The sequence below is a fragment of the Nocardiopsis oceanisediminis genome (assembly GCF_048595525.1).
In the GTDB taxonomy this organism is placed as follows: domain Bacteria; phylum Actinomycetota; class Actinomycetes; order Streptosporangiales; family Streptosporangiaceae; genus Nocardiopsis_A; species Nocardiopsis_A oceanisediminis.
In genome coordinates this window covers 60,609-78,703 of sequence record NZ_JAFMZJ010000002.1, presented here as the reverse complement: position 1 = coordinate 78,703, position 18,095 = coordinate 60,609, and the positions used below count along the sequence as shown (strand labels likewise).

Sequence of the window (18,095 nt, the reverse complement as noted above, 5' to 3'; positions counted from 1 at the left end):
TGCTCGTCAGCAGCTGAGGACGATGGTCAGGCGGATGGTCTCGACCCCGCCCCGCAAGCACAGCAGAGAGGAGGGCGTGTAGCCGGCCTCGGCCATTTCGCTCTCGAACAGGTTCAGCTCGTCAGCGCTGGTGTAGGCGGTGTAGCCCTCGAACAGCTCATCGGTCCGCATTGCCTTCTTCTTTCTGTTATCGGGATCGGTCGCGCCTGGCGGGAGAATGTCCCCAGAGGCCGCCGCGGTGGGGGCGGTCCCCGGGGATCGCTCCCCCGGGGACCGCCGCTTCACCGCTCGGACCGGTGATGGCCGGATTCGGCTGTCAGCACTCCCACTTGATGGTCTGGCGGACGGTCTCAGCGGAAAGCCGAATGCACGGAGCGGAGGAGGGCGTGTAGCCGGCCTCGGCCATTTCGTCCTCGAACAGGTTCAGCTCGTCGGCGCTGGTGTAGGTGGTGTAGCCGTCGAACAGCTCGTCGGTCCGCATTTCCTTCTTCTTTCTCTCATCGGATCGGTTGCACCCGAAAGCGCGAAATGGAAACTCCTCGCCCATGTCCAACCCGCCGGCCGCGAACATGGAAGCGGTCGCGGTCACCGAGGAGCACTCACCCGCATTTCGGACATGTCATAGCTTTCACTCGGGGGTCATCCAGCACAAGAGGCCCGAGTTGTTTTTCACCCTCCAAGCGACTGAGCAGGGAGATCGAGGAGAAAGAGTTGATCGCGCATTGATGCGCGGCTTGATCATGATCAAAAGCCGTGGTCAACGTGTCCGGCTTCGGCCATATTTCCGTGCCGCGCTCGAATCTCACTAGGCTGTATCCCGCCCCGGCCCGCCGGCGAAGAAACCCGGCCCATTCCGAACACCAATGGATTTTGATTTGCAATTCCGCACCGAAAAGGGGTGAGCGATGTCAGAGGGAGACGAGAAGGCGTCGGGAGGGACCGCGGGCGCACTGCGCGGCCTTCTCCCCTACATCCGCCCCCATCGAAGGGCGATGATCCTCGTCCTCGTCCTCACCCTGGGGTCGAGCGCGGCCGGCCTCATGCAGCCGCTTCTCGCCTCGCGGGTGATCAGTGCGCTTGAGGGCGGCGGAGGCCTGGCCACGCCCATTCTGCTATTGGTCGCCCTTGTGGTTCTCGCCGGCGCCTTCAACGCCGCCACCATCTGGTTCGGCGAGCGAATGTCGCAGAACATGATAATCAGAGTCCGAAAAGGGCTCATAGGACGAATGATCAGGTTTCGAATATCGGAGTTCGACCGCTCCTCCCCGGGGGACCTGACCACCCGGGTGACCTCTGACAGCCAGCTCCTCCAGCAGGCCTCGTCCTCGGGGATCGTGCAGATCCTGGACGGCGCGATAACGCTCATCACCGCCCTGGCCATCATGCTCTTCCTCGACCCCACTCTCTTCGCGGTCACAACCGGGGTGATGCTGACCATCGGGGCCATAGCGCTGTTCTTCATGCCGCAGATCCGCCGGGCGAGCGACGCCACCCAACAGGAGATCGGCGCCCTCGGCGCCTCTTTGGAGAAATCACTGGGCGCCGCCCGAACGGTCAAATCCAACAGGGCGGAGGAACGGGAGATCCGGGAGGCCGAAAAGGCGGCCGAGCGGGCCTACGCCGCGGGCATGCGCGGAGCCCGCTACCAGGCTGTCATCGGCGTCCTGTCGGGCTTGGCCGTCCAGGTGTCCTTCCTCGTGGTCCTCGGCGCGGGCGGAGCCCTCGTCGCTGCCGGGACGGTGCAGCTCGGGGTGCTCATCGCCTTCCTGCTCTACCTGTTCCGGCTCATCGCCCCCGTGTTCTCCCTGGTATCAGGCAGCGGAATGCTCTCCCAGGGACTGGGGGCGCTGCGCCGGATCGAAGAGGTGGCGCACAAGGCCGTCGAGGAGGACGTCGACGGCGAGGTGGGAAGGGACCCGGGCGGTCCGCCGAGGGTCACGGTGCAGGACGTGACGTTCGCCTACCCGGAACGGGAGCCCGTCCTGTCCTCGCTCGCCTTCGAAGCGGCTCCCGCCGCCAGAACGGCGCTGGTAGGCCCCTCAGGGGCGGGAAAGACGACGTTTTTCGAGCTGCTCCAGCGCTTCTACGACCCCGACCACGGCCGCATTCTCTTCGATGGGGTCGACGTCCGAACGAGGAGCAGAGCCGAACTGCGCGAGCGGATCGCCTACGTGGAGCAGGACGCCGCGATGCTCGACGGCACGGTGCGGGAGAACCTCTGCTATGGGGCGCCCGGCGCCACCGATGAGGAGATCTTCCGGGTACTGAGCCGGACTCGGTTGCAGGACTTCGTCCGCGGCCTCCCCCAGGGGCTGGACAGCCGGGTCGGCAGCCGGGGGGCGGCCTTGTCAGGAGGCGAGCGCCAGCGGCTCGCGATCGCCCGGGCACTGCTGAGGCGCCCCGACGTCCTCCTGCTCGACGAGGCGACCTCCCAGCTCGACGCCCGCAGCGAAGCGGCCCTGCAGGAGACCGTGGAGCTGGCGGCCGAGAAGTGCACCGTCCTTCTCATCGCCCACCGGCTGTCAACGGTGACGGCCGTCGAGCGGATCGTCGTCCTGGAAGAAGGCCGGGTGCGCGCCGTGGGCGACCACGCCTCCCTGATGGAAGAGGACGAGCTCTACCGCGAGCTGGCCACCACCCAGCTCATCACGGCGGACAGGCTCCCCCGCCCCCGGGTCGCGGGGTGAAGGCGTCACGGGAGAAGCCGAGGGGCACCGGTTGGCATGATCGTGGCATGAGCCCCGCCACCGCCTGCCCGTCCCCCGCCGTGCATCCCGCACCCCGCTCACCGCTGGGCGGTGTAGGGCTGCCCGCGGCCGACACCGTGCTGCCGGGGGTGCTCCTCCTCGTCGGCCTCCCCCTGCTATGGCCCACCCCCCAGCAGGGCACCGCCCTGCCGCTGATCCTTCACGCCGGCTTCTGCGCACTGCTCCTGGGGCGCAGGCGGGTGCCGGGAACGACGTTCGCGGCCATCTGGGGGCTGGCCCTGGTGCAGTGGTACTCGGGGATCACCGTGCCCGGCGAGTTCGCTCTCTTCAGCGCCCTCTACCACCTCATCGTGCGCGGCTCGTGGTGGCAGGGGGCGGCGGGTCTGCTGCTGACCGTGTCGGGCGTCGGCGCGGCGGCGCGCTGGCTGCCCGACACGACGCTGTGGGGGCGTACGGCGATCGTCCTCTCACTGACCGGACTGGCCTTCGTCACGGTGGTCCTCGCCCTGATCATGCGGGCGCGCCGGGAGCGCATCCAGGCCCTGGAACGCGAGACCAGCCTGCTCCGCTTCCAGCGCGATCAGCAGATCCAACTGGTCATAGCGGCCGAGCGCAACCGCATCGCCCGAGAGATGCACGACATCGTCGGCCACAGCCTCGGGGTGATGGTCTCCCTCTCCGAAGGAGCCGCCTTCACTGCAGGTGTCGATCCCGGTCAGGCCGCCGCGGCGATGCGCAAGGCCGCCGACACCGGGCGCGAGGCGATCGTGGACGTCCGCAGAGTCCTCGGCGTCCTCCGAGAGGACGCCGATGGGGCTCCGGGAGCGAAGAGCGTGGCCGACCTCGTCGAGCGGGCGCGCGAGGCGGGGCTGGTCATCCACTTCGATCAGCAGGGCGATATGGAGGAGCTGTCGGCGAGCCTGCGCCTATGCGTACTCCGTATCGTGCAGGAATCCCTGACCAACACACGTCGGCACGCCGGCCCCCGGGTGGAGGCCTCCGTCGGCATCGAGATCAGCGACGCCTTCGTCGAGGTGGCCATCACCGATACCGGGGCGGGTGGTGCGCGTCCGCCTGCCCTCTCCTCCGCACAGCGAGGAGGGGCCGGGCTGATCGGGCTTCGGGAGCGGGTCATGATCCACGGCGGAGAGCTCGAAGCCGGCCCCGCGCCCGGCAGCGGCTGGCGGATTCGAGCGCGCATCCCGCGCCCGGACGCGGACGGCGGGGCCACCCGGCATTGAGCCTTTTGCCGCTTCTGCCAACCTCGTAGGGACGAGGCGGCCCAAAGTTCCCCGGGCCAAACTTGCCGCGTGCTCGAAGAAGACCCGAACGCCCCCTCTCCAGAGGAGAAGAGAGCCCGCACCCTTTTGCCCTGCAGCGTTGCGCCACCGGCGGACCCCTGCAGAACGCCCCTCCTACAAAAGCGGAAACAGAGCCTGGGCCTGCGACTCCACCCTCGGGCCGCTGATCATCCCCGGAGGGCTCCAAGCCGGGGCCGCGATTTCACTGCCCACAACCGGCCCCGACCGACTTCTCCCCCCACTCCCGCAGTCCGACAGCAGCGGCTACTGGAAACGATGAGGGCAAGGGTGCGGCGACCCCGCGGGAGGAGAACCAGGCCCCAGGGGAGCCGCCAACGGGTAGGCGGCCCAGCAGTTGAGCAGCCGGTCGACACTACGACTTCCCGTGTACCCCTCCCCCGCCGCCTGCGACCGCAGGTGGATGCGGGCCTTCTGAGCGCTGTCTAGCTTTTCCTCCCAAGCGGCGGGCCCGAGAACGCCGCCGGCCCCGGGCGGTCCAACACGTTCGGGAGCCCAGAAGACGCGATGGGGAGGAAGCGGAAATTGGGAAAGCAGCGAGTGCTGGCAGCCGTCCCCGTCCTGGCTCTGCTCCTCGCGGCCGGCTGCGGCGGGAACGACTCCGGTGAAGAGGTTCCCAGCGCAGGCGGTGCGAGCAGCCAGGCGGCCGACCCCGAGCAGCAGCAGGCGGAATACGACGCCTGCCTGCGAGAGCACGGCCTCGAACTCCCCGAAGAGGGCGAGGACCCCGGCGGCGTCGACATCGACGACGAGACGCTTGCCTCTGCGATGCAGGCGTGCGAAGACCTCGCCCCCGCCTCCGGGGAGAGCCTGGAATTTTCTCCAGAAGACATCGAGGAGCTGCGCGCATGGACCGAATGCATGCGCGAGGAGGGGATCGACATCCCCGACCCCGATTCCGACGGGGTCATCGACCTGGAAGGGGTCGACCCGCAGAGCGACGAGTACACCGCCGCCGACCAGGAATGCGCCTGAGCGCCGTCCGCCACCCGATCGAGCGAGAGGAGAAGAGCAGGATGGCGAGCACGGGCAGTACGCGTCCGCGCGGTCAGGGCTCGTGGCGTGCGGTGGGAGCGGTCGCCGCCGCGGTGGGGGTGGGCGTCTCGGCGTCCTGCAGCGCCGCACCGGCCGACGGAGAGGCGGGGCCGCCCGCGACGGCGGAGGTGGTCCAGACCGATCTCGTCCAGCAGGAGAGCGTCGCAGGCCGCCTCGGCTACGGCGAGTCCCGGCCGGTCCAGGGGGCCTTCGGCGAGCGGACCCTCACCTGGCTCCCCCAGCCAGGGGACCGGATCCACCGCGGTGAGCAGGTCTTCCGCTCCGACGACCGGCCGACCCCGCTGCTCTACGGCGGCATGCCCCTCTACCGGACGCTGGGGCCGGGGATGAAGGGGCGCGACGTCCGGATGATCGAGGAGAACCTGAGCGAGCTCGGATACGGCGGGTTCACCGTGGACGACACCTTCACCTGGGACACATCGCGCGCGGTCAATCGGCTGCAAAAGGACCTGGGGATGGAGCGGACCGGCTACATCGACCCCGGCGACTTCGTGGTCGCCGAGGGCGAGGTACGCGTCGACGGCGTTCAGGCGCAGCTCGGCGGCGCCGCCTCCGGGGCGCTGCTGTCGGTCACCGGAACGCGGCGCGTCGTCTCCATCGACGTGGGCATCGACCGGCTGCACATGATCCGGAAGGGCGAGCCGGCCTCCGTCGAGCTGCCCGACGGCGCGTCGGTGGAGGGGAAGGTCTCCCGCGTGGGATCGGTGGCCGCCGCACAGGACGGCGAGGACGCCGACGAGGCGGCCGTCCGGGTCGAAGTCTCCCTCGACCCGGACGGACTCCAGGGCGAGGAGGGCCTTGAGGGGATCGAAGCGGCCCCCGTCAGCGTCTCGGTGGAGGCGGGCCGGCACGAGGACGTGCTCGCGGTCCCGGTGGAGGCGCTCATCGCGCTCCGCGAAGGCGGATACGGGCTCCGTGTACGGGAGAAGGGCGAGGACCGCTACGTCGAAGTGGAGACCGGGGCGTTCGGCGGCGGCATGGTCGAGGTCTCCGGGGCCGAGGTCAAGGCCGGAACGGTCGTGGGGGTGCCCGAATGAGCCTGGTCGAAGTGGAGCGCGCCCGCCGCGAGTTCCCCGGAGGGGTCGTCGCCCTGGACGGGGTCAGCCTGCGGATCGGGCAGGAGGAGCTGGTCGCGATCGTGGGCGCCTCCGGCTCGGGCAAGTCCACCCTGCTGAACATCATCGGCACCCTGGACCGCCCCACCTCAGGGCGGGTGCGCATCGGCGGCCGCGACGTCGCCGGGCTGGACGACCGCAGGCTGTCGGCGCTCCGGGCGCACCACATCGGGTTCGTCTTCCAGCGGTTCCACCTGGCCCCCGGGGTGCCGGCAGTGCGCAACGTCGCCGAAGGGCTGCTCTACTCGGGTGTTCCCCTCCCGGAGCGGCTGGAGCGCGCCGCCCGGGCCCTCGAGACGGTGGGTCTCGGCGACCGCCTGGACCACCGCCCCCACGAGCTGTCGGGAGGCGAGTGCCAGCGGGTGGCGATCGCCCGCGCGGTCGCTCCCCGGCCCCGGCTCCTCCTCGCCGACGAACCGACGGGCAGCCTCGACTCGGCCTCAGGGCGCGAGGTCGTGGAGCTGCTCCGAAGGCTCAACGGCAGGGGGACCGCCGTGGTCGTGATCACCCACGACAGGGACATCGCCGCGGAGCTGCCGCGCAGACTGGAGATCCGCGACGGGCGCCTCGTCGGGGACACCGGGCCCCCGAGGAAGCCGGAGGCCGACCGGACCGCGGAAGAGGCGAAATGAGGCGCCGCCGCGATGACCCGACGCGCCCGGCGTCTCTGCGCCCCGCCGACCTCCTTCGCCTGGGAAGCGGGGGCCTGAAGGCCAGGCCCATGCGCTCCTTCCTCTCGGCACTGGGCATCGCGATAGGAATCGCCGCCGTGATCGCGGTCGTCGGCGTCTCGGAGTCCAGCAGGGCCGAACTCAACGCGCAGCTGGACCGGCTCGGGACCAACCTGCTGAGGGTGGCCCCCGGAACGGACCTCATGGGCGAACAGGTCGCCCTGCCCGACACGGCCGCCGCCGCGGTGGGGATGATCCCGCCCGTGGAGTCGGTGACCGCGGTGGGCAAGGTCGACGCGAAGGTCTACCGCAGCGACCGCGTCCCCCCGGAGCGCTCGGGCAGCATCGCAGTGCTCGCCGTGCCCCTCGACCTCCGCCAGCGCCTCGGGCTCGAACTCGCCGGCGGGACGTGGCTCAACAGGGCGACCAGCCGCTACCCCGCGGTGGTCCTGGGAAGCGAGTCCGCCTCCCGCCTCGGTGTGGGCCCAGGCGGCACGGGCGAGCAGGTGTGGCTGGGCGGGGAGTGGTTCACCGTCGCCGGTGTGCTGGACCCCGTCCCACTCGCCCCGGAACTGGACACGGCCGCACTGGTGGGCGCCCCGATCGCCCGCGACCACCTCGGCCACGACGGATCGGTGTCCACGATCTATGTGCGCGCCGATCCCGGCGCCGTCAAGGACGTGCGATCCGTCCTCGCCGCGACGGCCAACCCCGAGAGCCCCAGCGATGTCCAGGTCTCGCGCCCCTCCGACGCGCTGACCGCCCAAGAGGCCGTCGACAGCGCGCTGCGATCGATGCTGCTCGGTCTCGGCGGGGTCTCTTTGCTGGTCGGTGCGGTCGGGGTGGCCAACACGATGGTCATCTCCGTCATCGAGCGCCGATCGGAGATCGGGCTGCGCCGTGCCCTCGGAGCGACGCGCGGGGCCGTGCGGGCCCAATTCCTCGTCGAATCGTCACTGCTCTCGCTGATGGGCGGCCTCGGCGGCGTCCTGCTCGGTTCGGCGGTCACCGCGATCTATGCCCTCCTGCAGGGGTGGTCGCCGACGCTGCCCCTGTGGAGCCTCGGCGGGGCCCTGGCGGCGGCCGTCGGGATCGGCGCCCTGGCAGGGCTGTACCCGGCCGCCCGAGCCGCCCGGCTGGCACCGACCGAAGCCCTCGCGGCGAACTGAGTCCGACCTCCGGCGTACAGGCGCTCCCCGGCATGCGACCGCAGGCGGAGGCCGCGCGGAGCCCGGGCCCCTAGCGTCGATGGCGCACCGCAGCGCCGCCGGCGGCGGACACCACCGACGGGAAGGAAGCACCCGGATGATCGAGGTTCGGGAACTGACCAAGACCTACGCCGACGACGTCGGGATCAAGGGGGTGAGCTTCAGCGTCCGCCCCGGAGAGGTCACCGGGTTCCTCGGCCCCAACGGAGCCGGCAAGAGCACCACGATGCGGCTGATCCTGGGACTGGGCCGGGCCTCATCGGGCACGGCGACCGTCAACGGGCGCCCCTATACCGGGCATCCGGCCCCGCTGCGGGAGGCGGGAGGGATGCTCGACGCCTCGGCGTTCCACCCCGGCAGGAAGGCCATCGATCACCTGCGCCTGCTGGCGCGGACCCATGGCATCCCCCGGAGCAGGGCCGCGGCGGTCCTGGAGGAGGTCGGGTTGGAGAGCGCCGCCCACCGGCGCCCCGGGGGCTTCTCCCTGGGGATGCGGCAGCGCTTCGGCCTGGCGGCCGCTCTGCTCGGCGATCCCGGCGTTCTCATCCTGGACGAGCCGTTCAACGGCCTGGACCCCGAAGGCGCCCGGTGGATGCGGCGGATGCTGCGCCGATTCGCCGAGCAGGGGCGGACCGTCCTGCTCTCCTCCCACCTGCTGTCGGAGATGGAGGACCTCGCCGACCGGGTCGTCCTCATCGCCCGGGGCCGCATCCTCGCCGAGACCACCACGCAGGAGTTCATCGAATCCGCCGGCGGCCGAAACGCCGCACGTGTCGTGGCCTCCGACGCCGAAGCGCTCTGCGAGGTCGTGGAGCGCAGCGGCGGGACGTGTGCGCGCACGGGCGCCAACGCCGTCGACGTGGCCGGCATCGACCGGCTCACCATCGAGCGGCTCGCCTCCGCGAAGGGGATCGAGATCTATGACTTCGTCCCGCAGCGGACCTCCTTGGAGGAGGCCTTCATGAAGCTGACCAGGACCGAGAGCGAATACCGCGGCACCGAGGCGGGAGGAGACCGGCGATGAGGGCCACACCGGAGACCGGGGCGGCGCGGCAGAGGAGCGGGCGGGTCACCTGGCCGAGGGTCCTGTCCTCCGAGTGGGGCAAGTTGTGGACGCTGAGGTCCACGGCGGTGGTCTACGGCGCCGCCGCATCGCTGATGCTCGCGTTCGGGCTCGCCGCGGTCGCGGTGTCGGGGATGGACACCGGCAGCGGGGCCCCGCCCCCTGAGCTGTTCGCGGACCCCACCCACCTCACGCTCAGCGGCGTCGCGCTCGCCCAGCTGCCCGTGGCCCTGGCGGGGGTCCTATTCGTCACCGGGGAGTTCGCAACGGGGCACATCCGCTCCACTCTTCTGGCCGTTCCCAGGCGGATCCCGGTGCTCACGGCCAAGGCCGTCGTCCTCTTCTCCGCCACGGTCGCGGTGACGGTTCCGGTCGCCGCGCTCTGCTTCTTCGCCGCGCGCCCCATGCTGGAGGAGGCCCTGGGGTTCGCCTGGCCGGTGGACGGCCACGTGGTGCGCGCCCTCTTCGGGGCCGGCCTCTACCTCGGCGCGATCGGTGTCATGGGGCTCGGAGTGGGGGCCCTGGTCCGCAGCACCGCGGTGGGGATCACGGTGATGGTCGGCGTTCTGTACCTCGTTCCGATGCTTTCCGCACTGCTTCCCTCGGGGTGGGACGAGAAGGCGTCGGTTTTCATGCCGACGACCCTCGGAAGCAAGATCATGGAGTTCCCGCTCCCCGATTCGCCCATCACCCCAGCCAATGGCTTCATGCTCTTCTGCTGCTATGTCGCCCTCGTTTTCCTCCCGGCCATCGCCTCATTCAAGAGGGGGGACGTCAATTGAGTTGAGGTAGGATCCGAAGACGTGGCGGATACCGCAGATGATAAAACCGGATTGCATCGCGTGCTGCTCGTCGACGATCAACCGCTGCAGCGCATGGGGATGCGGATGATCCTGGAATCGCAAGAGGACATGACGGTCGTCGGCGAGGCCTCGGACGGCGACTCGGCGGTGCGCCAGGCCGGCGCACTCCGTCCCGATGTCGTCCTCATGGACGTGCAGATGCCGGGCATGGACGGCATCGAGGCGACCAAGCGGATCATCGAGCGGCACCCTGCGGTCCAGATCATCGTGCTGACGATGTTCGACCTCGACGAGTACGCCTATCCGGTGCTCCGGGCGGGCGCGAGCGGATTCCTGCTCAAAGACGCCCGCCCGGAGGAGATCCTGGACGGGATCCGCGTGGTCGGGAACGGCGACGCGATCGTGGCGCCGACCCTGACCCGCCGGCTGCTCGACGCCGTCAGCGGCCACCTGCCGGGAAGGGAGGCCGAGCCGCGGCCGAACGAGGCCCAGGGCGCACTGGAGGCTCTGACCGCGCGGGAGCGCGAGGTGCTGGTGGAGATCGCGCGCGGCCTGTCCAACTCCGAGATCGCCGAACGGCTCGCCATGGCCGAGGCCACGGTGAAGACGCACGTCGGGAGGATCCTCGGCAAGCTGGAACTGAGGGACCGGGTGCAGGCCGTGATCTTCGCCTACGACGCCAGGCTCGTCGAACCCTCCGAAGGATAGGCCTGCCGCCCGAAGGAGCGGGAAAGCGCCGCTCCTCGATTTCGGCGGCCCGCCCCGCCGGCCTCTACGCGCATGAATATGCGCGGAATTCGACTGAACGGATCGCCGGGAGCCCAATTGCCAAGACCTGAGAGTCCGATCGACCCGATGCAGGGACCGGTAGCGAAATTCGCTCACGACCTGCGCAAACTCCGGCGAAGCGCCGGAAATCCCCCTTATCGGGAACTGGCGGAGATGGCCGGCTTCTCCAGTACCACTCTCTCTACCGCCGCGAGAGGGCTTCGGCTGCCATCGCGGGATGTCTGCCTGGCTTTCGTCAAGTGCTGCGGCGGTGACGTCGATGAATGGGGCAGGCGCTGGGACGGGATCTTCTTGGAGCTGAGCGGTCCCGACGGGGAGGGGCTGGCCGACCTCGCCGTGCACCATGCGGGCGGCCCCGAGGCCGGCGACGCGAGAGAGGCTCCGGAGGGTTCCGTCCTGGTGCTGCCCCGTCCGGCGGTGGAGCGAAGGGACTCTTCTCCCCCTGCCTCCTCCCAGAGGGGACGGGAGGAACCGGAGAGCATGCCGCAGCTGGCTCGCGTGCAGCTGATCGCGACCATCGGCCTGGTCGTCGGGATCGTGAACGTGGCAGGGATCGCGCTGCTTCTGCTGCTGAACTGAGAGGCAGGCCGGCCGGGCGGCCGATGGGCTCAGGCGGTGCCGCCGGCGACGATGCCCCCGCCTTCGCTCCGGCGCCCGAGGAGGCGGTAGGTGTTCCGCGGGGGAGGGCGGAGGTAGGCGAGAAGCCCCGCGACCGGCCCGGCTCCTGGGGCAGCCATCCCCCTGCTCCCGTCGGCGATTAGACGGTTCCGGCCAGCGCTTCGCCTGCGACACCGGCGCCGCCGGCGAGGGCGGCGGCCTCTGCACGGCTCAGCGGGGCCGAGTCCACACACCGGCAGGCCCCGAACGCCTCGGACAGCACCAGTATCGGCCTCGGCGGGTAGTCGGCCGTGCGGCAGGCCATGATGAAGCGGGCCCTGGTGGTGTCCCGACCCTGCAGCGGCCTCTTCAACCTCGCCGGAAGATAGCGCAGAGGTGGCGGCCCAGTTCCTCCTGATGAGAACCCTCTGTCAGGCCTCCGCCCGCCACCCACAGGCATGCATCGCTCCTTCGGTCCCACTCCCCCACGAGGCGGGGCAGTGTTCCGGTGAGCTGCCTCAAGACCGAGGTCTTTCCCGCGCCCGGCTCACCCAGCACGATCGCGGCCCCCGCCGCAGCGACCACGGGCAGGGGCGCCGGCACCCCGTCGCGCAGCGTCTCGGCTTCGGCTCCCACGGCCTCGTTCCCGGCACGGAACGCCTCGGCACTCTGCGGAACCGGAGCCTCGGCCATGGCCTGTTCGCCCCGGATCCTGCAGAGGCGGGGCGCGTGGAAACCGAACACGTCTGCTGCCATGGCCCGAACCCTCTCAGCGGCCGCCGACAGCCGACGGAAAGGGTGAGGGTTCGAAGCACGGCCGCCCAGCGGGGGCGGGCCTGGTGCCTAATCGGCCGCTCCCTGCTCCTGCGGCCCATGGGCACGATGTCCTGCCCCGCCCCGCGGCCGGGGCGATGGCCCGGCGGCCTCAACGGCCGGCTGCCAGGCGGGCCCTGATGCGCTCCCGGGTCCGCACCGCCCGGGGATCGCCGTAGCCGGCCAGGAGCCGGAGGGCCTCCTCCCAGTGCGCCCGGGCCTCGTCAGGGCGGTCGGGCGCCAGCGCCTCGGCGAGGCCCTCCAGGGCGAGGGCCCGGTTCCAGGGGTCGTGGAGCTCGCGGTGGACCCCGGCGGCCCGGCGGTGGAGATCGGCGGCCTGCTCCGGCCGCCCCATCAGCAGGTAGGTCTCCCCCGCACCGTGCCAGGCCAGGGCCTCCCGGCTGCGGTTCCTCTGCCGCCGCTGGAGCACCGCCGAGCGCTGGAAGGAGGCCAGCGCCTCGCCGAACCGGCCCAGCGCCCGCTGGGCGCTGCCCAGATCCAGCAGCCAGTACCCTTCGGCCAGGTGGCTCCGCAGGCCCAACGCGATCTCCACCGCCTCCTCCGCGGCCTCCAGCGCCGACTGGGGCTCATCGCGGTCCAGGCGGATCGCGCTGAGGATCCGCAGCGCGTTGCCCGTGGATCGCTTGTCACCCCGGGCCCGGTGAGCCTCCAGCTCCCGTTCGATGATCTCTTCGGCCTCGGCGGACCGCCCGGCCTGATGGCGGGCGGTGGCCAGGTTGAATCGGGCGACGGACCGCCAGTGGTCCTGCCCCAGGCCGCCGAAGGCCTCAATCGCCTGGGAAAAGCGCGCTTCGGCCTCGGCGAGCCGACGCCGCCTCAGGTGGATGAGGCCCAGGGCGTTGAACGCCGTCGCCTGGCCCGACCGGTCCCCCAGGCCGGTGAACAGCTCCAGCGCGGCCCGGTGCAGTTCGGCCCCCTGTTCGAGCCGGTGCAGCTGGACATGGCCGAACCCCAGGCTCTCCAAGAGCCGCGCCTGGGCGGGGCCATCGCCCAGGCGGCGGGCGGAGGCCAGGCCGGCCTCGCCTGCCGCGATCCAGTCCCCGGGGGGCACGGAAGGGGCCTGGGCGTTCCACAGCACGGCCGCCAGCTGCCAGGCGCACTGGTCGAGCCCGGCCTCATGCGCGGCGCGGACCGCCTCCACGAGGTTGCGGTGCTCGCGTTCGGCCCAGTCCACCGCCTGGTCGTAGTCGGCGAACACAGGCGGCGCGATGCCGTCGCCGGGGGGCTCGAGGCAGAGGCGGTCCTCGGCGGGGCTGATGCGGCCCTGGGCGGCGTCGGCGGCGTGCAGGTACCAGTCGAGCAGGCGCTGCAGCGCACCCGACCGGTCGGCGGGCTCCTCGTCGTCGTGGGCCCGGTCGGCGGCATAGGCGCGGAGGAGGTCGTGGAACTCGAACCGGTCTGGTGCGGTCTGCTCCAGCAGGTGGGCGCCGGCCAGGACATCGAGCAGGTGGCGGGCCCTGCGGGTGCTGATCCCGGCGAGGGCGGCGGCCGCGGCAATGCCGAAGTCGGGGCCCGGGTGCAGGCCCAGAAGCCGGAACAGGCGGGCCGCCTCCGGGGGAAGGGCCCGATAGGACCAGGAGAACACCGAGCGCACCGCGCTGGTCTCCTCCTCTTCACCGGTGTCGAGCGCCTCCCAGAGGCCGGACTCGTCGCGCAGCTCGCCGATGAGTTCACCGAGTCCCATGAGCGGGTGGGTGGCGGCGCGCTCGGCGGCGATGCGCAGGGCCAGCGGCAGCCCGGCGCAGAGGCGGGCCAGTTCGGCCAGCTCTGCGTCGCCGTCGGCGGGCCGGAGCCCGGAGGTGATGGTGCTCAGCAGCGCGACGGCCTCGGGCTCGGGCAGGGTGCCCAGCGTGATGCGGTGCGCTCCGTCGTGGACGGCCAGCCCGGACAGGCGTCCGCGGCTGGTGACGACCGCCAGGCCGGCGGAGTGGCCGGGGAGCAGAGGGCGGACCTGGGCCGCCGAGGCGGCGTTGTCCAGCAGGACCAGTATCCGCCGCCCGGCGAGCAGGGAGCGGTACAGGGCCGCGGCTTCATCGAGGTCTTCGGGCACCGATCCGGCCTCGACGCCGAGCGCGGTGAGGAACCGGCGCAGCGCCTGGGAGGCGGTGACCGGCTCACCTGGGTCGTAACCGCGCAGGTTGATGTAGAGCTGGCCGTCGGGGAAGCGGTCCTGCACCTGGTGGGCCCAGCGGACGGCGAGGGAGGTCTTGCCGGCCCCCGCCGTCCCGGCGATCACGCAGACGTCGATGAGGTGCTGCCCGCCGTCGGCGCCGGTGACGATCGCGTTGAGGCGGTCGAGTTCGGCCGCGCGGTTGACGAAGCCGCGCACGCCGCGCGGGAGCTGCCGCGGGGGAGGCCCCTTGGGCTGCTCTGCGCGGTTGCTGTGGAAGTGGACGTCGCCGCCGATGCTGCCCGCCTGGACGACGTCTTGGGACCGGCCCGACATCTCCGAGCGGGTACCGCCGGCGCGGTCCTCTCTGCGTCCCGTCATCGGCCCCTACCCGGCGGCGGTGAAAGGCCCGGCATGTGGCGGTCGGTGTAGGAGACCACGTCCTCGCCGCTGCTGTAGAGCTCTCCGATCAGGCCCTCCCAGCGCTGCACGATCTCGGGATCGGTGAAGCGGATCGCGCCGTCCGAGAGCCCTTCGTCCGAGTAGACGACCTGGTAGAGGATTCGTCCCCCCAGCACCACCGCTTCGGGCAGCGGCCCGGCGGGTTCCAAGGGGAGCACAGCTTCATGGCCGAGGACCCGGACGGGGCGCCCGCACTCCGCCTGCAGCCGGAGGTAGCGCAGTTCCCACCGGAGGTAGGGGGTGAGCGGCTCTTTCACGATGCGCACCCGGTGGAAGGGATTGCCGCGCTCCTCCTCGTCTGCGACGGCCTCGGAGAGGGCGCCGCGCCTGTCCTCCAGGAGGCGCAGCGACTCCTCCCATTCGCCTCGGTGGAACGCCTCCCAGCTGGGGTCGTTCGGTTCCAGGAAATGCTGACGGCGTTCCAGTTTCCATGACTTGTGGTCGCGGACCTCGGAATCGTGCCGGCGGAACTCCTCTTTGTACTCCCGGTGGGCGAGGCGGACTCCTCGGGAGGGGTCGAGTCGGAGGGCGGCCGGGTCAGTCATCGGCGATGTCCTTCTTCGCCGATGCCAGCGTGCTTCCTGGGATGACGACCAGGCGTTCACCTGCGGAGATGTGCACCCCTTCCGGCAGGCGCGACTCGTAATCCGAGGTCAGGTCGCGCCCGATCACCGCGATGTCGCCGTTGGTCAGCCTCCAGATGTCCGGGCAGTCGTCCTTGCCTCCGGTGTTTCCCAACTCTTTCGGCGTTTTTCCCAGACGCCGGTCGAATCCTGCTGACGGGTCGGCCTCCCAGGGGCGGGGCATGGCCACCTCCGACTATCATTCGGTTTGCACGGTTGAGCGGACTATAAGGCGTTTTCATCGCACACGACAATGCCCGCAATTCACGGAATTGAAATCAGAGAGAAAGGTGGGGAGCGAGTTAAGGATCTGTCGGCAGCGGTAAAGCCTGACCCACCCCCACCTACGCGGGGGTGGGCCGCGCAGGCGGCTTCGGTTAGGCAGCCAGCAGAACTCATCCCCGCGCACACGGGGCACACAACCCGCAACCCGGACCACCGCTCATCAAGGCAGACTCATCCCCGCGTACGCGGGGAGCACAAGCCCCAAGGCTTCAGCTATACGCAAGCCTAGGGGACTCACCCCGCGCATGCGAGGAGCACGTTCAGTACGGGCTTCTGGATCCCATGGAGCCGGACTCACCCCCGCGCATGCGGGGAGCACCAGCTGCGCCCGTCGGGCTCTCGGGTGAGGGCCGACTCACCCCCGCGCATGCGGGGAGCACCGGTTGTAGGCGTGTAGCGCCTGGTCGACGTCGGACTCACCCCCGCGCATGCGGGGAGCACGTACGAGACCGACGGCGAGCCGGGCCTGCACCGGACTCACCCCCGCGCATGCGGGGAGCACTGCTCCCTCCTGCGTAGCTCTTCCATCAGCGCGGACTCACCCCCGCGCATGCGGGGAGCACGCCCGGCCCGGCTCGCCCAGGTAGGCGACGGGGGACTCACCCCCGCGCATGCGGGGAGCACATGAGAGCCCTCCGTGGCAGCGTGACCGCCCTGGACTCACCCCCGCGCATGCGGGGAGCACGTGGCGCTGGTGGACAGAGGCATGTGCAGCAGGGACTCACCCCCGCGCATGCGGGGAGCACAGCGCAACGTCCCGGCCACCGGCCGAATCCTGGGACTCACCCCCGCGCATGCGGGGAGCACCGCTTCGTCGATGATGACGACGAGCCACGGCCAGACTCACCCCCGCGCATGCGGGGAGCACAGATCTCGGAGGCGGCCGCGCTGGCCGCGCTGGGACTCACCCCCGCGCATGCGGGGAGCACCAGTGCGCGCCCCTGAACCGGACGAAGCGCTCGGACTCACCCCCGCGCATGCGGGGAGCACTCTCGGGGCGGGTGCTGCCCATCCCGACCCCTCGACTCACCCCCGCGCATGCGGGGAGCACAAGAGCCAGTACACGGGGCTGTGGTACCGGCGGGACTCACCCCCGCGCATGCGGGGAGCACTCGGCGCAAGCGGTAATCGCGAGTAGCGTCGCGGACTCACCCCCGCGCATGCGGGGAGCACCCTCAGCACGGCCGGGTTCGACATCGACCACTCGACTCACCCCCGCGCATGCGGGGAGCACGTGAGCGGCGCCTTCGAGATCATCAAGGGCCTGGACTCACCCCCGCGCATGCGGGGAGCACGGCGGTGAGGGGGTACGTCTCCAGCCCGACGTAGACTCACCCCCGCGCATGCGGGGAGCACCCCGACCGGTTGGCGGCGTGGGGGAACCTGCTGGACTCACCCCCGCGCATGCGGGGAGCACTTCTTTGCAGAGGGACAAGGGGTCGCTCAGCCAGACTCACCCCCGCGCATGCGGGGAGCACGATATCAGGGACGTGGCCGCACCCGCCCCGGTAGACTCACCCCCGCGCATGCGGGGAGCACCTGGACAACTGGCGTAAGGGCTGTGGCCTGGTCGACTCACCCCCGCGCATGCGGGGAGCACTGGCTGGACGCGGAGGCCCGCGACCTAGCGGAGGACTCACCCCCGCGCATGCGGGGAGCACGCGGAGGGGCTCCCCTCCTACATGGTCCTCGGAGACTCACCCCCGCGCATGCGGGGAGCACCTGGTAGGGCGCGAGGCTGCGCCCCTCGGGCCAGGACTCACCCCCGCGCATGCGGGGAGCACCCTTTGTGAACTGCATCGATGCGGGGCGTTACCAAAAGTTGATATGAGCTGACCTGAGAAGAGAGCTCTTTCTCCTCATAGAACGGCTCAAGCCCCTTCCTTAGCTCCCCCGGTCTGGTTCTCCCACCCAGCAGCAGAGGCTCAATGGCCACTCTCCCACTGCTTACGGGTTAGCGAGTGAGGCTTCGCCGAAGGGCTGCTGCATTCCCTGTCTACGGTAATCACGGCCCACCGTGCGGTCCTGGCCCATCTGCGTCTTGGCCTGCCGCGTGCGGTTCTGAGCCTGCTGTTTCGGGAGGTTCCACCGTCCCCCCTCCGCCGGCCGGCTCCGCGCGCTGTCAGCCGAGCCCGGATGCCCAGCCCCGAGCCGTCCGGGGCGCGCGTCTGCAGACCTTGGAGGACACGTTCGCCTGTGTCCAAGCCGAGGGTGCGGAGCTGCGGTCGGACGCCACCGAGGTGCAGGCGAGCCGCTCCCGTGCGGGCCGGGGCGACCGGCCCGTCGACTGCGACGTCGGCCCCTGCAAGGAGCGGAACAACGTCGAGCGCCTGAACAACGGGCTCAAGGCCTGGCGGGGTATCGCTGAGCGGTAGGCGAGGCCCCTGACAGCCGCCTCTCCGGCCCCCACCTGCACGCCTCGATGGCCTGGGCCAAGAACCTCACCCAGACC

Annotated in this window: 18 protein-coding genes and 1 CRISPR repeat array; of the genes, 11 read left to right on the top strand and 7 right to left on the bottom strand. The window is 70.8% G+C overall.

All coding sequences use genetic code 11. The features are described 5' to 3' along the window. Positions 1–6: 6 nt before the first annotated feature. Positions 7–171, bottom strand: coding sequence for an LxmA leader domain family RiPP (locus J0910_RS30285; protein WP_420162187.1), 165 nt, complete (start codon positions 169–171; stop codon positions 7–9). A gap of 145 nt (positions 172–316) precedes the next feature. Beyond that, a complete protein-coding gene (locus J0910_RS30280) occupies positions 317–481 on the bottom strand; it encodes an LxmA leader domain family RiPP (protein ID WP_420162186.1) in 165 nt (54 codons plus the stop codon). A gap of 424 nt (positions 482–905) precedes the next feature. Here J0910_RS30280 and J0910_RS30275 point away from each other — a divergent pair, with 424 nt between their 5' ends. From J0910_RS30275 to J0910_RS30225, 10 genes are all read left to right on the top strand, one after another. Beyond that, positions 906–2,687 carry an ABC transporter ATP-binding protein gene (locus J0910_RS30275; RefSeq protein ID WP_420162185.1) on the top strand — a complete coding sequence of 594 codons (1,782 nt, stop codon included), beginning with the start codon at positions 906–908 and terminating at the stop codon, positions 2,685–2,687. A 47-nt stretch (positions 2,688–2,734) separates the two neighbouring features. After that, entirely contained in the window at positions 2,735–3,949 is a 1,215-nt protein-coding gene (locus J0910_RS30270) for a sensor histidine kinase (protein ID WP_420162184.1), read from the top strand. Between the two features lie 603 nt (positions 3,950–4,552). Then, positions 4,553–5,002: a hypothetical protein gene (locus J0910_RS30265; protein WP_420162183.1), complete on the top strand. Its 450-nt coding sequence runs from the start codon at positions 4,553–4,555 to the stop codon at positions 5,000–5,002. A 41-nt stretch (positions 5,003–5,043) separates the two neighbouring features. Next, complete coding sequence (locus tag J0910_RS30260; protein WP_420162182.1) at positions 5,044–6,120, top strand: peptidoglycan-binding protein; 1,077 nt, start codon at positions 5,044–5,046, stop codon at positions 6,118–6,120. After that, positions 6,117–6,830, top strand: a complete 714-nt coding sequence (locus J0910_RS30255) for an ABC transporter ATP-binding protein (RefSeq protein ID WP_420162181.1) — start codon at positions 6,117–6,119, stop codon at positions 6,828–6,830. Before J0910_RS30260 ends, J0910_RS30255 begins: the two co-directional genes overlap by 4 nt. A gap of 89 nt (positions 6,831–6,919) precedes the next feature. Beyond that, entirely contained in the window at positions 6,920–8,038 is a 1,119-nt protein-coding gene (locus J0910_RS30250) for an ABC transporter permease (protein ID WP_420162180.1), read from the top strand. A 136-nt stretch (positions 8,039–8,174) separates the two neighbouring features. Then, positions 8,175–9,101: an ABC transporter ATP-binding protein gene (locus tag J0910_RS30245; protein WP_420162179.1), complete on the top strand. Its 927-nt coding sequence runs from the start codon at positions 8,175–8,177 to the stop codon at positions 9,099–9,101. Continuing rightward, a complete protein-coding gene (locus J0910_RS30240) occupies positions 9,098–9,922 on the top strand; it encodes a hypothetical protein (protein ID WP_420162178.1) in 825 nt (274 codons plus the stop codon). The genes J0910_RS30245 and J0910_RS30240 overlap by 4 nt, the downstream gene beginning before the upstream one ends. A gap of 60 nt (positions 9,923–9,982) precedes the next feature. Then, entirely contained in the window at positions 9,983–10,651 is a 669-nt protein-coding gene (locus J0910_RS30235; RefSeq protein WP_420162369.1) for a response regulator, read from the top strand. Positions 10,652–11,023: 372 nt separating this feature from the next. After that, entirely contained in the window at positions 11,024–11,311 is a 288-nt protein-coding gene (locus tag J0910_RS30225) for a hypothetical protein (RefSeq protein ID WP_420162373.1), read from the top strand. A 178-nt stretch (positions 11,312–11,489) separates the two neighbouring features. On the opposite strand, the gene J0910_RS30220 is transcribed toward J0910_RS30225, so the two are convergent. From J0910_RS30220 to J0910_RS30200, 5 genes are all read right to left on the bottom strand, one after another. After that, entirely contained in the window at positions 11,490–11,702 is a 213-nt protein-coding gene (locus J0910_RS30220; protein WP_420162177.1) for a hypothetical protein, read from the bottom strand. After that, complete coding sequence (locus J0910_RS30215) at positions 11,699–12,085, bottom strand: hypothetical protein (protein WP_420162176.1); 387 nt, start codon at positions 12,083–12,085, stop codon at positions 11,699–11,701. Before J0910_RS30215 ends, J0910_RS30220 begins: the two co-directional genes overlap by 4 nt. Positions 12,086–12,254: 169 nt before the next feature. Continuing rightward, positions 12,255–14,654, bottom strand: coding sequence for an ATP-binding protein (locus J0910_RS30210; RefSeq protein WP_420162175.1), 2,400 nt, complete (start codon positions 14,652–14,654; stop codon positions 12,255–12,257). After that, positions 14,651–15,280 carry a DUF6879 family protein gene (locus J0910_RS30205; protein WP_420162174.1) on the bottom strand — a complete coding sequence of 210 codons (630 nt, stop codon included), beginning with the start codon at positions 15,278–15,280 and terminating at the stop codon, positions 14,651–14,653. Before J0910_RS30205 ends, J0910_RS30210 begins: the two co-directional genes overlap by 4 nt. Further along, positions 15,273–15,473, bottom strand: a complete 201-nt coding sequence (locus J0910_RS30200) for a hypothetical protein (RefSeq protein ID WP_420162173.1) — start codon at positions 15,471–15,473, stop codon at positions 15,273–15,275. The genes J0910_RS30205 and J0910_RS30200 overlap by 8 nt, the downstream gene beginning before the upstream one ends. Positions 15,474–15,934: 461 nt before the next feature. Further along, positions 15,935–17,427: a CRISPR direct-repeat array (repeat unit 28 nt; unit sequence GACTCACCCCCGCGCATGCGGGGAGCAC). Between the two features lie 393 nt (positions 17,428–17,820). Here J0910_RS30200 and J0910_RS30195 point away from each other — a divergent pair. Further along, positions 17,821–18,018, top strand: coding sequence for a hypothetical protein (locus J0910_RS30195; protein ID WP_420162172.1), 198 nt, complete (start codon positions 17,821–17,823; stop codon positions 18,016–18,018). The last annotated feature ends 77 nt before the right edge of the window (positions 18,019–18,095 follow it).

Excerpts from the sequence above, each read along its gene's own strand:
- J0910_RS30245 (WP_420162179.1), top strand. The coding sequence starts at position 8,175 with ATGATCGAGGTTCGGGAACTGACCAAGACCTACGCCGACGACGTCGGG.
- J0910_RS30215 (WP_420162176.1), bottom strand. The coding sequence starts at position 12,085 with ATGGCAGCAGACGTGTTCGGTTTCCACGCGCCCCGCCTCTGCAGGATC.
- J0910_RS30270 (WP_420162184.1), top strand. The coding sequence starts at position 2,735 with ATGAGCCCCGCCACCGCCTGCCCGTCCCCCGCCGTGCATCCCGCACCC.
- J0910_RS30255 (WP_420162181.1), top strand. The coding sequence starts at position 6,117 with ATGAGCCTGGTCGAAGTGGAGCGCGCCCGCCGCGAGTTCCCCGGAGGG.
- J0910_RS30260 (WP_420162182.1), top strand. The coding sequence starts at position 5,044 with ATGGCGAGCACGGGCAGTACGCGTCCGCGCGGTCAGGGCTCGTGGCGT.
- J0910_RS30205 (WP_420162174.1), bottom strand. The coding sequence starts at position 15,280 with ATGACTGACCCGGCCGCCCTCCGACTCGACCCCTCCCGAGGAGTCCGC.
- J0910_RS30285 (WP_420162187.1), bottom strand. The coding sequence starts at position 171 with ATGCGGACCGATGAGCTGTTCGAGGGCTACACCGCCTACACCAGCGCT.
- J0910_RS30250 (WP_420162180.1), top strand. The coding sequence starts at position 6,920 with ATGCGCTCCTTCCTCTCGGCACTGGGCATCGCGATAGGAATCGCCGCC.
- J0910_RS30280 (WP_420162186.1), bottom strand. The coding sequence starts at position 481 with ATGCGGACCGACGAGCTGTTCGACGGCTACACCACCTACACCAGCGCC.
- J0910_RS30240 (WP_420162178.1), top strand. The coding sequence starts at position 9,098 with ATGAGGGCCACACCGGAGACCGGGGCGGCGCGGCAGAGGAGCGGGCGG.
- J0910_RS30210 (WP_420162175.1), bottom strand. The coding sequence starts at position 14,654 with ATGACGGGACGCAGAGAGGACCGCGCCGGCGGTACCCGCTCGGAGATG.
- J0910_RS30275 (WP_420162185.1), top strand. The coding sequence starts at position 906 with ATGTCAGAGGGAGACGAGAAGGCGTCGGGAGGGACCGCGGGCGCACTG.